This window comes from Francisella sp. SYW-2 (assembly GCF_008711475.1).
GTDB classification, from domain to species: domain Bacteria; phylum Pseudomonadota; class Gammaproteobacteria; order Francisellales; family Francisellaceae; genus Francisella; species Francisella salimarina.
In genome coordinates this window covers 1-19,018 of sequence record NZ_VXKO01000013.1, presented here as the reverse complement: position 1 = coordinate 19,018, position 19,018 = coordinate 1, and the positions used below count along the sequence as shown (strand labels likewise).

The window sequence follows — 19,018 nt, the reverse complement described above, 5'->3', positions numbered from 1 at the left end:
TGTTTACAGAGCTCCAAAGTACTCTACTACTCTTACCATTTGATTTGTATATGACATTTCATTGTCATACCAAGATACAACTTTAACTAGAGACTTATCTCCAAGTGAAGTAACTTTAGTTTGAGTTGCATCAAATAATGATCCTTCAGAGATTCCTACGATATCACTAGATACTAACTCTTCTTCTGTATAGCCAAAAGATTCATTAGCAGCGGCTTTCATAGCAGCATTTACATCTTCAGCTGTTACACTCTTAGACACTACAGCAACTAATTCTGTTAATGATCCAGTAGGGACAGGAACACGTTGAGCAGCACCATCTAACTTACCTGCAAGATCAGGAATTACTAAACCAATAGCTTTAGCAGCACCAGTTGAGTTAGGTACAATATTTACAGCTGCAGCTCTTGCACGACGGAAGTCATTTTTAGCATGAGGTGCATCTAAAGTATTTTGATCACCAGTATAAGCATGAATAGTTGTCATAAAACCACTTTCAATTGTTGCTAAATCATGAAGACCTTTAGCCATAGGAGCTAAACAGTTAGTTGTACAAGAAGCTGCTGAAATAATTTTCTCATCTGCAGTTAATATATCATGGTTAACACCAAAAACTACTGTTGGTAAATCATTACCAGCAGGAGCTGAAATAACTACTTTTTTAGCACCAGCATCAATATGAGCTTGTGACTTTGCTTTTGATACATAAAAACCTGTACATTCTAATACTAGATCTACTTTCAATTCACCCCAAGGCAAATTAGCAGCATCTTTTTCAGCATATATTTTAATTTCTTTACCATCTACAACAATAGCGTCATCTTTTGCAGTTGTAACAGCTGCTTTTGAAAATCTACCTTGAGCAGAATCATATTTTAATAAATGTGCTAACATTTTTGGATTTGTTAAATCATTGATCGCAACAATCTCTATACCAGCCTTGTCAAACATTTGACGAAAAGCTAAACGACCAATTCTACCGAAACCATTAATTGCAACTCTCATTTTAATCTCCTTAAGATATTATCTTTCGAAAGTTTATTACACATATTTAGCAACTATGTTGCTGATATTTTCTACAGTAAAACCGAAATGCTTAAATAAATCCTCAGCTGGCGCGGACTCACCAAAACTATAAATCCCTTTTACTTCACCACCAGCTTTAGGCATATACTTATACCATCCATCAGGCTGAGCCATCTCCACAAAAATTGCTGGGATATCATCTCTTATTACTGATTTTTTATACTCATGAGTTTGAGTATCGAAAACGTCGACACATGGAATAGAAGCAACATTAACTTTTATTCCTTTGTCTTCATATTCTTTTGCTACTTTAATTGCTAGCTCGACTTCTGAGCCTGTAGCTACAATAGTTAGTCTAGCATCGTTATCATTTCTGACTAAATACCCACCTTTCACAATATTAGAAACTTGTTCTTTCTTCTGAACCACAGGCTCTAAACCTTGACGCGTTAGTACCATAACACTTGGAGTCTCATTAGACTTAACCGACTCATTCCAAGCAACCATTGTTTCAATAGTATCTGCTGGTCTCCAAACATTTAAGTTTGGTATCAATCTTAAACTAGGAACGTGCTCAATAGGTTGATGAGTTGGTCCATCTTCCCCTAACCCAATTGAATCATGTGACATCACATGCACAACAGGCTGTCTCATAAGAGCAGACATTCTAATAGCATTTCTAGAATAATCACTAAATACTAAGAATGTACCTCCGTATGGCTTTAAACCACCGTATAAACTTAGACCGTTCATAATAGCAGCCATACCAAACTCTCTCACCCCATAAGAAAGATAGTTAGCTCCTTTATCAGTATTGTTCAGCCAAATTGATCCACTCCAATTAGTGTTATTTGATCCTGTTAAATCTGCTGAACCACCAAACATTTCTGGCATATTCTTACACAACACTTCTAAAGCCATCTGAGATGCTTTACGCGTAGCCACTTTTACAGGATTCGCTAATTGTGAAGCAATATATTGATTAACTTCTTGCTCAAGATTTGCAGGCAACTGTTTTTTCAATACTCTATTAAATTCTTCAAACTTAGGATTACTCTTATATAAATCCAATTGTTTCTGCCAATTTGTCTCTAAAGCTTGACCTTTTTCTTTAGCATCCCAGAATTTGTATACATCATTAGGAATTTCGAAAGGAGCATAATCCCAATCAAGCTCTTTTGCGGCTGAAGCTCTTTCTTGTTCACTCAAAGGCGAGCCATGTACAGAAGCAGTACCAGCCTTTTCTGGAGAGCCAAACCCAATAACCGTTTTACAGCAAACCAAAGTTGGCTTACTTTGTTCAGATTGTGCTTTAGCTATAGCTTTTTCAATAGCCTCAAAATTATGACCATCTACATTTTCAATCACATTCCATCCGTAGGCTTTGAATCTCTCAACAGTGTTATCAGTAAACCAGCCTTTTGTATCTCCATCTATAGAAATACTATTATCATCCCAAAATGCTATTAGTTTATTTAGGCCTAAGGTACCAGCTAATGAGCAAGCTTCATGAGATACTCCCTCCATTAGACACCCATCTCCTAAAAACACATAGGTATGATGATCTATTACTTTCAAGTCAGATGTATTGTATCTATCTGACAATAGTTTTTCACCTAGTGCCATACCAACTGCATTAGCCACTCCCTGGCCCAATGGTCCAGTTGTAGTCTCTACACCAGGTGCATAACCATATTCAGGATGTCCTGGAGTTTTAGAATGAAGCTGTCTAAAGTTTTTAATATCGTCTATATTCAAATCATAACCACTAAGATGCAGTAAAGAATATAAAAGCATAGAACCATGACCATTTGAAAGTACAAATCTATCACGATTCGTCCACTTTGGATTTTGAGGATTGTGTTTAAGAAACTTGGTCCACAAAACTGTAGCGATATCCGCCATACCCATTGGCATACCAGGATGTCCTGACTTGGCCTTAAGTGTTGCATCGATAGATAGAAATCTTATAGCATTTGAAAATTCTCTAGGGATAGATAAAGACATTATTAGTTGATCCTTTTACTGTATTGTCAATTTAAAAAAATATAACTAGTAAGATGATACAGTAGAGACTTTCATAAAACAAGAAATGTATATAGAATAGTATAACAATACGACAATGAAAATATAATGTATGAAAGGCAAACATAGCCAGGTAAATTATGGCATATATGCAAAGCAAAAAAGAGACTTAGAAAATATCAATATTGCTGTAGAAAATTTAAACAACATTTCTAAACTTATAGCTAACACAACACACATATTTAACTGTTCATTCTCTTTTTTTGAAGAAAAAAATCATGCGTGCATTAAATATCACATAGACGGCTCACTTAAACTAATTTGCCAAGAATCACTCGAGCAATTTGACTACCCTATCTCCGTGTCAAACAGCATAATAATCACTGAGGATGATAGACTCGTACAAGACAGCTTACATGAACCGTTCATCTGTGAAAGCGCAATAATAGATTTACAAGATATTATCAAAGAAGAAATACTTTTAGAACTACCCATGGCGCCAAAAAAAAACTCAAGCTCTTGTAAAAAGACAAAAAAACATTCATACTATAGCGAGCAAGAAATTGTTACCGAAGAAAAAGTGAATCCTTTTGAGGTTCTCAAAAAGCTTAAGTAACACAGAGTTTAGAATTTAAAATTAAATAAAAGAGGTTATCTAAAAATGGCTGTACAACAAAACAAAAAGAGCAGATCAAAAAGAGACATGAGAAGGTCTCACGATTCTTTAACAACTCCAACTCTATCTACTGATAAGTCTACAGGTGAACTGCACTTAAGACATCACGTTTCGCCAAATGGCTTTTATAAAGGTAAAAAAGTAGTAGATACAAAATCTGAAGACTAATATCGTTCCAGTCAACCTTTAGAATCATCTCACACTATTACTTATGCCTTGGTTAGTGAGTATTTAGAAATATATCAATTAGCGACATAGGAAGTTTTATTTATTATGGGTTACAAAATATCTATAGATGCAATGGGTGGAGATAATGGTCTAAACACCACTATCCCAGCAGCTCTTGAAGCAGTTAAGAAAGACTCTAACTTACAAATAGTATTAGTCGGAGACCACCACAAGGTGAAAAGAGCTTTAGACAGATATTCAAAAGTCAAAAAAATAAAACTGCCAGTTTTACAAAGAATTGCCATTCATCATGCTAGCGAAACTGTCGGTATGGATGAGTCTCCATCAATTGCGGTAAGAAAGAAAAAAGATTCTTCAATGCGTGTAGCAATAAACCTTGTTAAAGATGGTACAGTGGATGCATGTGTGAGTGCTGGTAATACAGGCGCATTAATGGCAACCTCCAAATTTGTCTTAAAAACTGTGAACGGTGTAGATCGCCCTGCTATAGTATACGCACTTCCAGCATTTAATAGAGAGACCAAACAGCTCAGCAAAACTTATATGTTAGACTTAGGTGCGAACGTGGTTTGCTCTTCTGAACAGCTTTTCCAATTCGCAATCATGGGCTCAATACTTGCTGCCAGCTCAAAAGGCTTAGCTGAACCCAGAGTATCTCTGCTAAATATTGGTGAAGAAGAGATGAAAGGCTTAGATAACATCAAAAATGCTTCAAAACTTTTACAGAGTTGTGATTTTATCAATTATCAAGGATATATTGAAGGAAAACATATTTTTGATGATAGTACAGATGTAATTGTATGTGATGGCTTTGTCGGCAATGTTTCCCTTAAAACAATGGAAGGTAGCTTAAGACTTATAGAATCATTAATTAAAAAATCGATTACAGAAACATCGCTACTTATGAAAATACCTGTAATCATGTCTCTACCTTTATTCAAAAAGATGAAAAAAGGAATGAACCTAGATAGTTTTAATGGCGCATCATTATTAGGTTTAACGGGTATTGTCGTTAAAAGTCATGGTAGTGCAAGTGCCAATGCATTTGAAACTGCTATTTATGAAGCAATCAAAGAAATCAAACACAATATACCAAAAACAATTCAAGAATCATTAGAAAAAGTTCTTTAATCACATTCAATCATGATACAATATTTCAAGATAGTAGGCTTTCTTTGGATTGCTTACAATGATAGTTTTTGTTACTAATCTAACTAAATAGGTATGACTATATAATGTTTTCGCAAATACTTGGTACAGGAAGTTACTTACCTGAAAAAATCTTAACCAATGAAGATATAAGTAAATTTGTTGATACTTCGGACGAATGGATTAAACAAAGAGTTGGCATAGAGAGACGCCATTGTGCAAATGAAAAAGAAACTACAAGTTTCATGGCAACTAAAGCTGCTGAAAAAGCTTTAGAGTCTGCTGAGATTAATGCTAATGACATCGATATGATAATAGTAGCAACGAGCACACCAGATTTTATTATGCCATCGACAGCATCAATGGTACACCAAAACTTAAAGATTGATCATTTTAACGTTAGATGTTTCGATATATCTGCAGCTTGCAGCGGGTTTGTATACGCTCTTGACATAGCAAAACAATATGTAGAAACAGGAACATCAAAAAACATCTTAGTAATTGGCGCTGAGAAAATGACTCGAGTTCTTGACTGGAGTGACCGCTCTACCTGTGTACTTTTTGGTGATGGTGCTGGTGCTGTTGTTATCTCAACTAGTCATGAAAAGAAGATTTTATCATCTTTACTTTATACTGATGGTTCATGTCTAGATATGCTAAATGTGCCTAACAACCTTCCAACATCGAGGGGAGAAGCAATAAACATAGATCCATACTTAATCATGGAAGGAAATAAAGTTTTTAAATTTGCTGTTTCAAGACTTTCATCTCTTGCTGATGATTTAATTAAAGAAGCAGGGATACAGTCTAATGAAATTGACTGGTTAGTACCACATCAAGCAAACTATAGAATATTAAACTCAACTGCTAAGAAAATAGATATGCCTATGTCAAAAGTAGTTACAACACTTCAAGATCATGGTAATACATCGGCAGCCTCAATACCTTTAGCACTAGACCATGCTGTCAGAACAAACCAAATTAAACCTGGCGAGACAATCATCTCAGAAGCATTTGGAGCTGGATTTGTCTGGGGTGGATTTATTGCAAAAATTTAATCTTTTTTTGAAAGTTACTTCAATATCATAAAGGAGAATTATTATGTCAAAAATAGCTGTGGTTTTCCCAGGTCAAGGCTCACAAAAACTAGGGATGCTTCAAGATTATTATGAAAAATTTGAAACGTTCAGAAGCATTATTGACGAAGCTAAAACACATTTAGGCTACGATCTATGGAATATCATCCAAAATGATGAGTCAACACTAAACAAAACTGAGTTTACTCAGCCAGCATTACTAGCTACAAGTTATGCTATATACAAAGTATTGAAAGAGCAAAATCCAGAACTCAAAGTAGAATATTTTGCTGGACACAGCCTAGGAGAGTACACTGCTCTTCTAGCAGCTGAATGTATCTCATATAAAGATGCCCTGCAGCTAGTATCAACTCGCGGAAAATTAATGCAAAATGCAGTAACTGATAAAGAATGTGCGATGAGTGCAGTCCTAGGGCTATCAAATGAAGATGTTATAAGTAGCTGTGAAGAAGCTGCTGATGCTGGAGTTGTTGAAGCAGCTAATTTCAACTCAACTGGTCAGGTCGTAATATCTGGTGAAAAAGCTGCTGTTGAAAAAGCGAATATAATTGCAAAAGAAAAAGGTGCTAAAAGAGCACAAATTCTTGCTGTAAGCGTACCATCACACTGCTCACTTATGAAAAATGCTGCTGATAAGTTTGAGTCAGAGCTTGACAATGTAGAATTTAAAGAACCCACTACTGCTATAGTACAAAACTATGATGCAAAATCACATGCAACTCCAACAGAGATAAAATCAGCCGTTGTTAAACAACTCTACAAGCCTGTACTTTGGACTCAATCAATAGAAGAGTTAGTTAAACTTGGCATTACTGAAGTTATTGAATGCGGTCCTAATAAAGTCTTGTCAGGACTAATAAAAAGAATCGATAAGTCATTAACTATCAAAGACACTAATAATGTTGATAGTTTAGAAAATATTTAAAAGGAGATTAACAATGTCTTTAAATGGTAAGATTGCTCTAGTTACAGGAGCTAGTAGAGGTATTGGTTTTGAAGTTGCTCAAGCACTAGCGACTAGAGGAGCTATGGTAATAGGCACAGCCACTAGCCAAGGCTCTGCAGAAAAGTTTGAAAATGAAATGAAAAACAAGGGTTTTCAAGCTAGAGGCCTAGTTTTAAATATCTCTGATATTGAGAGCATCAAAAACTTCTTTGCTGAAGTAAAAGCTGAAAAACTAGTTATAGATATACTAGTTAATAATGCAGGTATAACTAGAGATAATCTAATGATGAGAATGTCAGAGGATGAGTGGGAAGCAGTAATCAACACAAATTTAAGCTCAATTTTCCGCATGTCAAAAGAATGCGTCCGAGGCATGATGAAAAAAAGATGGGGTAGAATCATCTCAATTGGCTCTGTAGTAGGCTCAGCTGGTAACCCTGGACAAACAAACTATTGTGCTGCTAAAGCAGGTGTTATTGGTTTTTCAAAGTCATTAGCTTATGAAGTTGCTACACGCAATATCACAGTAAACGTTGTTGCACCTGGCTTTATCGCAACTGATATGACAGATAAGCTAACAGATGAACAAAAATCATTCATTTCAACTAAAATACCATCAGGTCAAATGGGTGAACCAAAAGATATCGCAACAACTGTTGCTTTCTTAGCTTCTGATGATGCAAAATACATAACAGGACAAACTATCCACGTAAATGGTGGGATGTATATGGCTTAAATTTTGCAAAGTTATTGCAAAACTGATTAAAAAATAATATCATTGGATTTGAATAGTAATTTTAATTTTTTCAAAACAAAAATAAGAAGGAAAAAAACATGAGCGCAAATGAAGTATATGCTAAAGTAAACTCTATTATCGTTGAGCAACTAGGTGTTAAAGAAGAAGATCTTAAACCAGAAGCTTCTTTCATCGATGACTTAGGTGCTGACTCTTTAGATACAGTTGAACTTGTAATGGCTCTAGAAGAAGAATTCGATACTGAAATTCCAGATGAAGATGCTGAGAAAATCAGAACTGTTAAAGATGTTTACGATTATATCGACTCTAAAGTAAACTAATCAAAATTAATCTCCAAGTCCGTACGATATATTCGTACTTTTTTCTAAATGAATATAAACAGGTTAATTTAAATTATGAAATCTAATCGTAGAGTAGTTGTTACTGGCCTTGGTATGGTAACACCTTTAGGAAATGATGTCCCTACAACTTGGGCTAATATTTTGGCTGGTAAGAGTGGTGTAGAAACATTAACTGGTTTCGATACACCTGCTCCAGATATTAGCGAATTTAAAGTTAGGTTTGCAGCAAGGATTAAGAACTTTGATGTAAACGCACTTGTAGGCAAGAAAGATGCCAAAAGAGTAGATCCTTTCTGCTACTATGGTATTGCTGCTGCTAATGAAGCTTTAAAAGATGCTGGTATTGATAAGGTATCTGAAGAAGATTCATATAAGTTTGGTGTTTGTGTCAGTTCTGGCATTGGTGGTATCGAAACATTAGAGACTACTAAATCTGTAATAGATACAAAAGGACCTTCTAAAATATCACCATTCTGTATTCCATCGTCTATTGTTAATATGCTATCTGGTATTATTTCAATAAACCATGGTTTACGTGGACCTAATGTTCCTATAGTTACAGCTTGCACAACTGGTACTCACAACATCGGTATGGCTGCAAGATTAATTGCTAGCGGTGATGCAGATGCTATGCTTGCTGGTGGTTCTGAGAAGGCTAGTAACGCTATAGGTATGGGTGGATTCGCTGCAGCTAGAGCATTATCAACTCGTAATGATGATCCTCAAGGTGCTTCTAGACCTTGGGATAGAGATAGAGATGGCTTTGTTCTAGGTGATGGTGCTGGTGTTGTTGTACTCGAAGAGTATGAAAAGGCTAAAGCACGTGGCGCTAAGATATATGCTGAAGTACTTGGCTTTGGTATGTCTGCTGATGGCTATCACATGACTATGCCATATGCTCCAGGACAAGAGAGATGTATACAAAACGCTTTGGCAGATGCTGGTCTTGAAAATGATCCTGATGCTATTGACTATGTAAATGCTCATGGCACCTCTACTCCTCTAGGCGACGTACAAGAGTCTCAAGTTGCAGAAAAAATAATTGGTCAGTATAGAAAAGATCTTGTAATGAGCTCTACGAAGTCTATGACTGGACACTTGTTGGGTGCTGCTGGTGCAATTGAATCAATATTCAGTGTACTATCGATAAAAGATCAAGTAGCTCCTCCTACAATTAACCTTCAGAACCTAGACGATGGTTGTAATTTAGATTATGCTGCTAATGCTGCTAAGAAAATGAAGATTGATTATGTACTTAATAACTCTTTTGGGTTCGGTGGTACAAATGGATCAGTTATTTTCAAAAAAGTTTAATTTAGAAGTCTCTGATTTCATATTATCATAAAGCCACATTTGTGGCTTTTTTTATTTATAGGGAAAATATCATGCAAATCCATATTATAGATTTGAAATATATCGTTAATGAAGATCAGGTAGCAAATATTAGGCCTCAACATAGAGAGTTTTTAGATATTGGATATGACAAAGGCATCCTTCTAGCTTCAGGACCCAAATCAGATAAGACTGGAGGTGTTATACTAGCTAAAGGCAGTATTGAGGAAATTAAAAAATTTATCAGAAATGATCCTTTTTATGTTAATAAAATCGCCGAGTATAACTTTAGTACTTTTGATGCTGTCAAGCATATAAAAGAATTAGCTAAGCAATAAAAGTACCATACATCATTTCCCTCTTTTTACCGAACCCTGTATCTTTCTTAACTTCAAAACCATATTTCTGAAGTAATTTTCTAATTTTTGATGCTGATGTAAAAGTTGCAAAGCTAGTTTGTTTTTTAGAGACTTTTGCCATATCTACAAAAAATGATTCATCCCAAATACTACTATTTTTTGCAGGTGAAAATCCATCAAGAAACCAAGCATCTATTGTATCTAAATCATAAGTACCAATATATTTTGCGTCATCAATAATCAATTTTAGAATTATATTATTAAATTTAAGTATATTTAATCCAGGTTTGGGGTCATAAGTACTCAAAAGTTTTTCATACCCTGCTATACCATTTAGTGCTATAAATATCTCTTTTAAATCACATGGTGAAATAGGATGTTTCTCAAACGAGATATATTCTAATTTAGCATTATTGGGAGCTAAGCTTTCCCAAAGATTCATAGTTAGAATAAAATTTAATCCACTACCAAAACCTGTTTCACAGATTCTAAAGACTTGATGATTCATTAAATTCTTAAATCTATTCTCTAGATGATTATGCTCTAAATAGTTATATGTACTTTCACCAATGCCTGATGTACTAGAGAAATAAAAATCATCAAACAATTCTGATTTTGGAGTGTCATCTTGCCATATTATTTTTGTATACATATTCTTAATTACTTTTAAATAAAGTCTGCTATCAATTAACAAGACTCCTATCTTGCTAAAAGCAACCACTTGTGCAAAAATAACCATTCTATATCTTCACAATATAAAATCAACATGGAAAGTGGAATAAATAATTCATCATCATTCAAGAATAAACTACTAATAACTTTTATATGTTACCTTTGTTACTTTTATACTGCCAATGTCGTTCTAGTAACAGGGGCTGTCATGAAACCCCTATCTGAATATTTTAATAATAGTAATATTGGCTTTGCATTCACATATATCAACGTAGCAATGTGGTTTGCTATATTGATTATTGGTATTTTGATGAATAGATTCTCAATAAAACTATTATTAATAGCAGCTGTGGCTATTGGTGTAGTTTCATCACTAGTTACTGCTATTACTCCATCAATGTTTACTCTTAAGGTGTTGCTAACTTGTGTAGGTATAACAGGTGGACTATTTATGGCAATAGCAAGCTACATGATTGTACATATCTATAACGATCATAAAATTAGAGCAATGAATGTTATTTTTACAGATTTCTTCTTTAGTTTTGGTGGAGCTCTGATTCCAATTTTTGCAGCCTACCTGATCACACAAAACTTTCAATGGTATACCATTTATTCAATACTACAAATAACTGCTGTTATAATTTTGCTTCTAGTTATCTTTTCTGATTTCACAATACTAAACAGACATAAGACTGAAAGCGATGTTAAAACAAACCTAAGCTTTTCATCATGGAGTTTAAGTTTATACTGTATAGCTTTTGCTGCATTCTTGTTTCTACTAGCTCAATTAACTATGACTAGCTATGCTCAATCTTATTTCCAAGAAATATTAGGGTGGGGTACTATTGATGCAAACAAACCTCTTTCATATTTCTGGACAGCTCAATGTGTCGGATTGTTTATAAGCCCACTTATAACAAGATTTGTACCTTTAAGATATATTCTACCAACATTTATGCTAGTTGGATTGGTAGCATTGTCATGCATATTATATATCCCTGATATGAGCACAGTAATAAAAGCGGCTATAATATTTGGTTTATTTAATTGTTATATATATGCTGGTTTACTTGCTTATGGAACTTTCCAAATGGAAAATGCTCCTCCAACACTTATTACAACAATTCTTTTATTTGGTACAACAGGTACGGCTCTATCTACAACTACAGGCGCCTTTATAAACAAATATTTTGGACTTACTAGTGTAATGCATGCTGTAGTGATCTTTTATATAATATCTTTCATACTTGTAATCCTTGCTGTTTTATTCTCAAAAGAACAAAAAAATGCCTAAATGTAACTGCATTAACTATAAGTTTTTCTAATAAAGGATATAAATACTTTTAGTTATAAAATGGTAATCTGATCGTGTATATTTATACAAAATTTATTTTTAAAGTAACGATAGAGAACCATGAAAAAACATTTTACTCAACCAATGATCCTAGGCGTGCTATTAGTAGCATTTCTTGCTAGCATAGCTTATTTTATAGCGAAAATTCCTGCAATTGAAGACCTTGGAATTAGCCCACTAATTATAGGGATTGTACTAGGTATGGCCTTAACTCACACACCTGCAAGTAAGATTATTCACAAATGGAAGGAAGGTATTGTATTTAGTGCAAAAAAAATCCTTAGATTTGCAATAGTCTTTTATGGTTTTAACCTAACTTTTCAATTAATTGCTTCTGTTGGTTTAGCGGGTCTTTCAGTATCAATATTTATGTTGGTTTCAACTTTGGTTATAGGTATTGTGTTAGGTACTAAGATATTTGGATTAGATAGAGATAGCTCTATTCTAGTAGCTGCCGGTAGTGCTGTATGTGGTGCTGCTGCTGTATTAGCTACTGAAGGGACTTTAAAATCAGAACCATATAAAGCAGCTATGGCTGTAGGTACAGTTGTATTATTCGGGACTGCAGCAATGTTCTTATACCCTATCCTAATGAAAGCTGGTCTTTTAGGTCATATGACTGATGCTCAGTACGGTATTTTTGCAGGTGGTTCAATACATGAAGTAGCTCAAGTAGTAGCTGCTGGTAGTGCTGTAAGTGCTCATGCTGAAGAAGTTGCCGTAACGGTTAAAATGATTCGTGTGATGATGTTAGCCCCTATGCTAATCGTGATAGGTATATGGATAGCTAAGTCTGCGGCAACTGTGAGTGGGATTAGTGGTTCAAAACCTGAAAAAGGATCAATCAAGAAAATCATTCCTTGGTTTGCTATTGGTTTTATAATAGTTGCAGGATTCAACTCTTTAGACTTACTACCAGTAACAGCAGTTAGTAGTATAAGAGTAGCTGACCAGTTTTTATTAGCTATGGCGATGACTGCTTTAGGACTTGAAACTCATGTATCTAAATTTATCCAAGCTGGAATAAAACCTTTAGTATTAGCGTTAATATTATTCGCATGGTTATTTTTCGGCGGCATAGCAATCACTTATGGTATTACTAGTATAATATAGCCTCTTATTTGACCAAAGCTATCCTATTTTGAAGCTAAATAATGTATCATATCTAAAAATAATAATCTGATAATTTTCACAAACAATGAAACCTATTCTTAATGCTGTAACAACTATTGCTAGAAAAGCAGGTAAAATTATTCTACAAGCTCAAAATGATCCTAGTACTATCCAAATTTCTCAAAAATCTGATAATACAACCGTCTCAAATATTGATGTAGCCGTAGAAAATTTTATCATCGATAATATCAAAAAATCTGGATTTAATGACTATTTCATAACTGAAGAAAGTGGTGAGTTTGGTAATAAAGACAGCCGCTTCACATGGATTATAGATCCTATCGACGGTACTAATAATTTTGTCCATGGTCTGCCACACTGCTGTATTTCAATTGCAGCAAAAAAAGATAATGATATCGTTTTAGGTGTTATTTATAATCCATTCTTAGATTTGATGTTTTGTGCTTATAAAGGACAAGGCGCTCTACTTAATGGCAAAAAAATTAGAGTTGCACAAAGTCAAGACTTGGAGAAGGCTTTGATTTCAGCATCTCTAAAATATTCACGTAGAATATTCAAAGATACTTATGTTGCTGAACTTATCAAACTTCAACAAGTGATTTCTGGCTATAGATATTCTGGAAGTATAGCTATGGACATGGCTTACTTAGCGGCTGGTTATATCGATGGATTATGGGCTTGTGGTAGTGTCAAAATATGGGATTTAGCAGCTGGATATATAATTATGAAAGAAGCTGGTGCTATAGTTACTGATATTCATGGTACTAGCAATCTTGAATCTGGTCTAATCGTAGCAGGTAATAAAAAAGTCCAACCTAAGCTTATCAAAATTTTAGCAAAACATATCAAATAATGAATACCCGTGCTATTGCAGCTAAGTCAATTTTAGATATCATTGATAACAAATACTCTCTGTTAACTATAGAACATAAACTTATTGAATATAATTTATCAGATAAAGATAAATCGTTCGTAAAACTATTATGTTATGAATTCTTTAGAAATTATTATTCTTTAGAGAATGTAGCTAGTTTATATTTAGCTGAAAAAACTAAGCTAAAAGCTAAAATATTAATAATGTTGGGTATCCTACAGATTTTTGAGATCAATCAACCTCATTATGCTAGCATTAATGAAACCGTAGCAGCTTGTAGAAATTTAAAGATACTATGGGCAAAAAAACTTGTTAATGGCGTACTAAGACAACTAGTTCGTGATTTAGAGGATATAACGCCGAATTACACAGAGCATAAAAACCATGATCTTGCGCCATGGCTTAATAATATACTTAAAGAACAATACCCTATTGATTATCAAAAAATTGCTAAAGCTGTAAACTCAAAAGCAGATATGTTTGTTCGCCTGAACGAAGCAAAAGAGCCTCAATATGTTATTGATTATTTTGATAAAAACAATATTAGCTATTCAAAAACTGAGCTAAAGAACTGCATCAAATTAGATAAAGCGATTGATGTTAGAAATAATACTCTTTTTCAACAAGGTTATTTTACTGTTCAGGATATATCTGCTCAGTATATGGGTCATATCATTAATCCACAATCTAATGATATTATACTGGATGCTTGTGCTGCTCCTGGTGGCAAAACAACTCATATCCTAGAATTAGCTCCACAAGCTAAAATTACAGCTATAGATATTATTGATAAACGCCTAGAATTACTTAAAGAAAATATAACAAGAATAGCCAAAAATAATCATGTAAATGTAATCAAGCATGATCTGACACAACCTCTAGCGGAACAGTATAACAAAATTATCCTAGATGCCCCATGTTCTGCTCTTGGCACACTTAAGAGAAATCCTGACATCAAAGTATTAAGAAAGCCTCAGGATATAAAATCCATACAAATACTCCAAGCTCAAATACTTGATAATCTATGGTGTAATAATCTACTGACTGGTGGCTATCTGCTATATATTACATGCTCAATATTACAACAAGAAAATCAGTTACAAATAAAGAATTTCTTATCAAAACATCAAGATGCTGAGATTGTAGAAATTAAAATTCTAGAAAATTATAAAACTGATTATGGTTATCAGATATTACCTACAGAAGATAAGGGTGATGGATTTTATTATTGTTTGATTAAGAAGATTTCTTCTTAGCTGCAATTCTCTCAGCTCCTTCCTTTGGAGATATAGATAATTTTAGTCTATTCAGTTTATATCTATTATCAAAGAAAATATCATCTATTCTATCATCAATAATAAATCCTAATGCTGTATAAAATGCTAGAGAGTGCATATCAGAACAATAGACATAAGCAGTATCTATATCATGATTCTCAAATAAGTACTTAACCATTGCTTCACCAAGACCTTTACCAAAAAAACTTGGTAGTACAGGAGAAAATAGTAACTCCTTATCTCTGATGCATGCAAAACCGACGTTTTCATCATCTACAACTTGAACAAAACACTTGGTTTCTGGTGTATTTAAATATTTTTCTTCTAAAATTTCTACTTCTTTATTTATCTCACTTGTTGTAAGAAATTGACAAGTTGTAGATATGCATTCTTTCCATATATATAGCATATCTTTGAAGTCTTTAGATGTCGCTTTTCTTATTTTCATAGTAATCCTTAGGCTATTTTATAAGTGATTCAATAAAAAGTATCTCACAACCTAACTTGTATATCAAAATATAAAGTTACGCTGTTATTAAATACTACCTAAAAAAAATCGATGAGTAAACTTTTTATCTAATGATAAATTATTAGGATGTGAACCAGGTTCTCCTTGAGGGACTTTTAAACCATGCTCACCATAAAAATCTATCCAATATTTCGATACTTCAATATCGTTAAGTGCTATATAGTTAAGGGTATGCTGAGCAAAGTATTTATCCCCACACACACTGTTAAAAGCTAAATGAATTAACTCTGAACAATAGAGCTTGCCTTTTATATTCGGTAAAAATAAATCATTATAAGCAAAGCCAATAAATTCACTAGCATTATTAACTACTTCTTGTAAAAACTCCTCACTCTCAGATACGCGAGCTACTAGAGTTTTTTTATTTGAGTATTTAGATAATTTAGCTTGTATAACTCCCGCGACAGGAATAGCTTCTATAATATCTCCATTGCCTATATATAAAGCACAATGATAGTAGCTATAGCCACTAAATCCAGTAGATAAACTAGAGATATTCTTCTCTGCATTATCTACTATAAAAATCACATCGCCTTTCTTGAACACTTCGCTATAACTCCATAAAGAGAATAGGAAAAGGATTTCCTTGATGATCAAGCTCTGAGCGCGCTTTTATCTGAAAACCATGCTTTTGATAAAATCTTAGAGCTCTTGGATTTTGTTCATTTACCTCAACTTTAGTACACTTTTTATTTTCTAAAGCATATTTAAGTAAAATTCGCCCGACTGTTTTACCAAAGTAATTTGGAGAAATAAATAACATTTGAATAGTAACATCAGAAGTTCCAACAAAACCAATAACCTTATCTAAATCTTTTAAAACATATATTTCTATACTATTTATATAGAAAACCTCATTTCTTATTAAGCTTCTTAACTTTACTATATCTTCTTCTGCTAAAAAACCATGAGTTGCCCTAACAGAACTCTCCCATACCTCTATCATTTGATCAAAATCAGCTTCAATAGCTTTTGAGATAATCATCTATATTAAACCTGCTAACCCTTCCTCTAAAATAACTTCAACACCTAATTGTTGTGCTTTGGTAAGCTTACTTCCAGCATTATCACCACAAATAACCATATCCGTTTTTTTAGAGACACTTGAGGTAACTTTTGCACCCATTGATTTAAGAAGTTGTGTCAATTCTGTACGGTTATAGTTTTCAAAAGTTCCTGTAATCACAATAGTTTTATTTGTAAAACTCTCATTATGCGCTTGCTCAATTTTTTCTGGATTTTGGATATTAATAGAATTGCCTAATAGTTCATCAACAATTTGTACATTTAGGGAATCTTGCCAAAATGAAACAATATTTTTAGCAATAATTTCACCAATATCATTAATCTCTATTAATTGCTCAAATTTAGCTTCACGGAAACTTTCTAAACTACCAAAATGATTGGCTAAAGCTTCTGATGACACCTCACCAACATCTTTAATACCTATTGCAAAAATAAATCTTGCTAAGCTTGGCTCTTTACTTTTTGTGATAGAGTCTAAAACATTTTGCGATGATTTAGCACCCATTCTTTCTAAGCCTGTCAATTGCTCAAAATTGAGTTTATAAATATCAGCTGGATACTTGATCAAATCTGCAGCAACAAGTTGCTCAATCAGTTTAGCTCCAAGCTTATCAATATCCATTGCTTTACGAGAGACAAAGTGCTTCAAGCGCTCAGTAGTTTGAGCCTGACAATGCCATCCTCCTGTACAACGATATATAGCCTGATCGTTGATATTCTCAATTGCTGAATCACAAACTGGACAATTTGTCGGCATCTCAACCATCTGTGCATCAGGCTTACGGTATTGTGGTAAGCTTTTGACCACTTCTGGAATTACATCCCCTGCTCTACGTACGATTACTCTATCACCAACTCGGATATCCTTGCGCTTAATTTCATTGATATTATGCAAAGTTGCATTTGAAACTATTACACCTCCAACTGCAACTGACTTAAGTCTTGCAACTGGGGTAATTGCTCCTGTTCTACCAACTTGGAATTCTACATCTAGCACTTCTGACTCTACCTCTTCAGCTGGAAACTTATATGCTATAGCCCACTTAGGTCCTCTAGCAGTGTAGCCGATAGTATCTTGTAATTTAATGTTATTAACTTTAAAAACTAAACCATCAATATCATAAGCTAAATCAGCACGCTGATGACTCATCTTATGGTGATACGCTTCAACTTCTGAGAAGTTTTTTGCCAAAAACATATTATCACTGATAGTAAAGCCGAAACTCTGTAATAGGTTCATAAGCTCAAATTGAGTTTCAGGATGTACAAAGTCTTTAGAAAAGTAGCCAATACCATAGCTATAAAGCTTAAGTGGTCGCTTTGCTACAACTTTTGAGTCAAGCATACGGATACTTCCAGCTGCTGCATTACGCGGATTTGCAAAAGTTTTATTCTCATGCGTTTGCATATACTCATTAAGAGATAGAAAACTTTGCTTATCTAAGATAATCTCACCACGAACTTCTAGTTCTTCTGGAGGATTTGAAGTATTCAGTTTAAGTGGGACATTGCGGATGGTTTTGACATTTTCGGATACTTTTTCACCCTGAATACCATCACCACGCGTAACTGCATAATCGAACTTACCATTTTTATAAAAGATACTAATAGCCAAGCCATCCATTTTAGGTTCACATTCAAGCTCAATGTCATACTCTATTTTGTCATAAAAATCACGCAATTCCTCTAGACTAAAAACATTTGCCAGAGATGTCATTTTCTTCTTATGCTTGATAGTTTCAAATCCTGCTAAAACATCTCCTCCAACACGATCTAATACTGAGTTTGATGGCTTAAGCTCCGGATCATCATCAACTAAATCTTGTAATAATCGGAATAACCTATCATAGTCTGAGTCAGTAATAACTGGCTTATCTATAGTATGATACAAATAGCTTTGTTCACCTAGATACTCTGCAAGATCATCAATATATGACTTTAATTGTGCTTTAGTTAAAGTTTTATAGTCTGTAGAAATAAAATCACTCGGAGTCATTACAAGAAAAGTTTATCATAATTTTTTATAGTGATTATTTTATACTAATTTAGTAGCTTTTGCATAAGAGAAAGAGCTCTAGATTTGTGAGCTTTACTATTTATTTAAATTAGGTAAACATGATAATAATGCTCTCTGTACACGATAAAAAATATTGAAAGGACTGATTAAAGCCTTATATATTCATTATTTGCGAAAGATGAAAAAGTACTTTAATCAGCTAAGAGGAAGTCTATCTGAAATATTCAATTGGCACAAG

At 33.9% G+C, this 19,018-nt stretch carries 20 protein-coding genes; 13 read left to right on the top strand and 7 right to left on the bottom strand.

What is annotated here, in order from left to right; all coding sequences use genetic code 11:
• Nucleotides 1–3: 3 nt before the first annotated feature.
• Both gap and tkt read right to left on the bottom strand, forming a co-directional pair.
• Complete coding sequence (gene gap / locus F3D57_RS05565; protein WP_012280713.1) at nucleotides 4–1,005, bottom strand: type I glyceraldehyde-3-phosphate dehydrogenase; 1,002 nt, start codon at nucleotides 1,003–1,005, stop codon at nucleotides 4–6.
• Nucleotides 1,006–1,041: 36 nt separating this feature from the next.
• Nucleotides 1,042–3,033: a transketolase gene (tkt, locus tag F3D57_RS05560; RefSeq protein ID WP_150465504.1), complete on the bottom strand. Its 1,992-nt coding sequence runs from the start codon at nucleotides 3,031–3,033 to the stop codon at nucleotides 1,042–1,044.
• A 130-nt stretch (nucleotides 3,034–3,163) separates the two neighbouring features.
• Here tkt and F3D57_RS05555 point away from each other — a divergent pair, with 130 nt between their 5' ends.
• From F3D57_RS05555 to F3D57_RS05515, 9 genes are all read left to right on the top strand, one after another.
• On the top strand, nucleotides 3,164–3,667 hold the full coding sequence (locus F3D57_RS05555; RefSeq protein ID WP_150465503.1) for a YceD family protein: 504 nt from the start codon (nucleotides 3,164–3,166) through the stop codon (nucleotides 3,665–3,667).
• A 45-nt stretch (nucleotides 3,668–3,712) separates the two neighbouring features.
• Nucleotides 3,713–3,895 (top strand): 50S ribosomal protein L32, encoded by a 183-nt coding sequence (gene rpmF, locus F3D57_RS05550; protein ID WP_013922754.1) that lies wholly within the window; start codon nucleotides 3,713–3,715, stop codon nucleotides 3,893–3,895.
• A gap of 105 nt (nucleotides 3,896–4,000) precedes the next feature.
• Complete coding sequence (gene plsX / locus F3D57_RS05545; RefSeq protein WP_013922753.1) at nucleotides 4,001–5,047, top strand: phosphate acyltransferase PlsX; 1,047 nt, start codon at nucleotides 4,001–4,003, stop codon at nucleotides 5,045–5,047.
• 104 nt (nucleotides 5,048–5,151) lie between these two features.
• Nucleotides 5,152–6,123 carry a beta-ketoacyl-ACP synthase III gene (locus F3D57_RS05540; RefSeq protein ID WP_146420611.1) on the top strand — a complete coding sequence of 324 codons (972 nt, stop codon included), beginning with the start codon at nucleotides 5,152–5,154 and terminating at the stop codon, nucleotides 6,121–6,123.
• Nucleotides 6,124–6,166: 43 nt separating this feature from the next.
• On the top strand, nucleotides 6,167–7,087 hold the full coding sequence (fabD, locus tag F3D57_RS05535; RefSeq protein WP_150465502.1) for an ACP S-malonyltransferase: 921 nt from the start codon (nucleotides 6,167–6,169) through the stop codon (nucleotides 7,085–7,087).
• A gap of 13 nt (nucleotides 7,088–7,100) precedes the next feature.
• Complete coding sequence (gene fabG / locus F3D57_RS05530; protein WP_149368562.1) at nucleotides 7,101–7,844, top strand: 3-oxoacyl-ACP reductase FabG; 744 nt, start codon at nucleotides 7,101–7,103, stop codon at nucleotides 7,842–7,844.
• A gap of 98 nt (nucleotides 7,845–7,942) precedes the next feature.
• Nucleotides 7,943–8,185 (top strand): acyl carrier protein, encoded by a 243-nt coding sequence (gene acpP / locus F3D57_RS05525; protein ID WP_004287370.1) that lies wholly within the window; start codon nucleotides 7,943–7,945, stop codon nucleotides 8,183–8,185.
• A gap of 75 nt (nucleotides 8,186–8,260) precedes the next feature.
• Complete coding sequence (gene fabF / locus F3D57_RS05520) at nucleotides 8,261–9,520, top strand: beta-ketoacyl-ACP synthase II (protein WP_149368563.1); 1,260 nt, start codon at nucleotides 8,261–8,263, stop codon at nucleotides 9,518–9,520.
• Nucleotides 9,521–9,591: 71 nt separating this feature from the next.
• Nucleotides 9,592–9,876: a YciI family protein gene (locus tag F3D57_RS05515; protein WP_146420615.1), complete on the top strand. Its 285-nt coding sequence runs from the start codon at nucleotides 9,592–9,594 to the stop codon at nucleotides 9,874–9,876.
• On the opposite strand, the gene mnmD is transcribed toward F3D57_RS05515, so the two are convergent.
• Nucleotides 9,866–10,549 carry a tRNA (5-methylaminomethyl-2-thiouridine)(34)-methyltransferase MnmD gene (gene mnmD, locus F3D57_RS05510; protein WP_150465501.1) on the bottom strand — a complete coding sequence of 228 codons (684 nt, stop codon included), beginning with the start codon at nucleotides 10,547–10,549 and terminating at the stop codon, nucleotides 9,866–9,868. The genes F3D57_RS05515 and mnmD overlap by 11 nt on opposite strands.
• A gap of 114 nt (nucleotides 10,550–10,663) precedes the next feature.
• On the opposite strand from mnmD, the gene tsgA reads away from it, so the two are divergent.
• The 4 genes from tsgA to rsmB all read left to right on the top strand — a co-directional run bounded on the left by tsgA (nucleotide 10,664) and on the right by rsmB (nucleotide 15,187).
• Nucleotides 10,664–11,863 carry an MFS transporter TsgA gene (gene tsgA, locus F3D57_RS05505; protein WP_150465500.1) on the top strand — a complete coding sequence of 400 codons (1,200 nt, stop codon included), beginning with the start codon at nucleotides 10,664–10,666 and terminating at the stop codon, nucleotides 11,861–11,863.
• 120 nt (nucleotides 11,864–11,983) lie between these two features.
• Nucleotides 11,984–13,036, top strand: a complete 1,053-nt coding sequence (locus tag F3D57_RS05500; protein ID WP_150465499.1) for a YeiH family protein — start codon at nucleotides 11,984–11,986, stop codon at nucleotides 13,034–13,036.
• An 85-nt stretch (nucleotides 13,037–13,121) separates the two neighbouring features.
• Nucleotides 13,122–13,910, top strand: a complete 789-nt coding sequence (locus tag F3D57_RS05495; protein WP_150465498.1) for an inositol monophosphatase family protein — start codon at nucleotides 13,122–13,124, stop codon at nucleotides 13,908–13,910.
• Entirely contained in the window at nucleotides 13,910–15,187 is a 1,278-nt protein-coding gene (gene rsmB, locus F3D57_RS05490) for a 16S rRNA (cytosine(967)-C(5))-methyltransferase RsmB (protein WP_150465497.1), read from the top strand. The genes F3D57_RS05495 and rsmB overlap by 1 nt, the downstream gene beginning before the upstream one ends.
• Here the strand turns inward: rsmB and F3D57_RS05485 are convergent.
• From F3D57_RS05485 to ligA, 4 genes are all read right to left on the bottom strand, one after another.
• A complete protein-coding gene (locus tag F3D57_RS05485; RefSeq protein WP_149368569.1) occupies nucleotides 15,168–15,656 on the bottom strand; it encodes a GNAT family N-acetyltransferase in 489 nt (162 codons plus the stop codon). The two genes, rsmB and F3D57_RS05485, sit on opposite strands and share 20 nt — an antisense overlap.
• Nucleotides 15,657–15,743: 87 nt before the next feature.
• Nucleotides 15,744–16,283: a YiiX/YebB-like N1pC/P60 family cysteine hydrolase gene (locus F3D57_RS05480; RefSeq protein WP_013922741.1), complete on the bottom strand. Its 540-nt coding sequence runs from the start codon at nucleotides 16,281–16,283 to the stop codon at nucleotides 15,744–15,746.
• Between the two features lie 4 nt (nucleotides 16,284–16,287).
• On the bottom strand, nucleotides 16,288–16,722 hold the full coding sequence (locus tag F3D57_RS05475; RefSeq protein WP_224728156.1) for a GNAT family N-acetyltransferase: 435 nt from the start codon (nucleotides 16,720–16,722) through the stop codon (nucleotides 16,288–16,290).
• Nucleotides 16,723–18,759: an NAD-dependent DNA ligase LigA gene (ligA, locus tag F3D57_RS05470; RefSeq protein ID WP_150465496.1), complete on the bottom strand. Its 2,037-nt coding sequence runs from the start codon at nucleotides 18,757–18,759 to the stop codon at nucleotides 16,723–16,725.
• Between the last annotated feature and the right edge of the window lie 259 nt (nucleotides 18,760–19,018).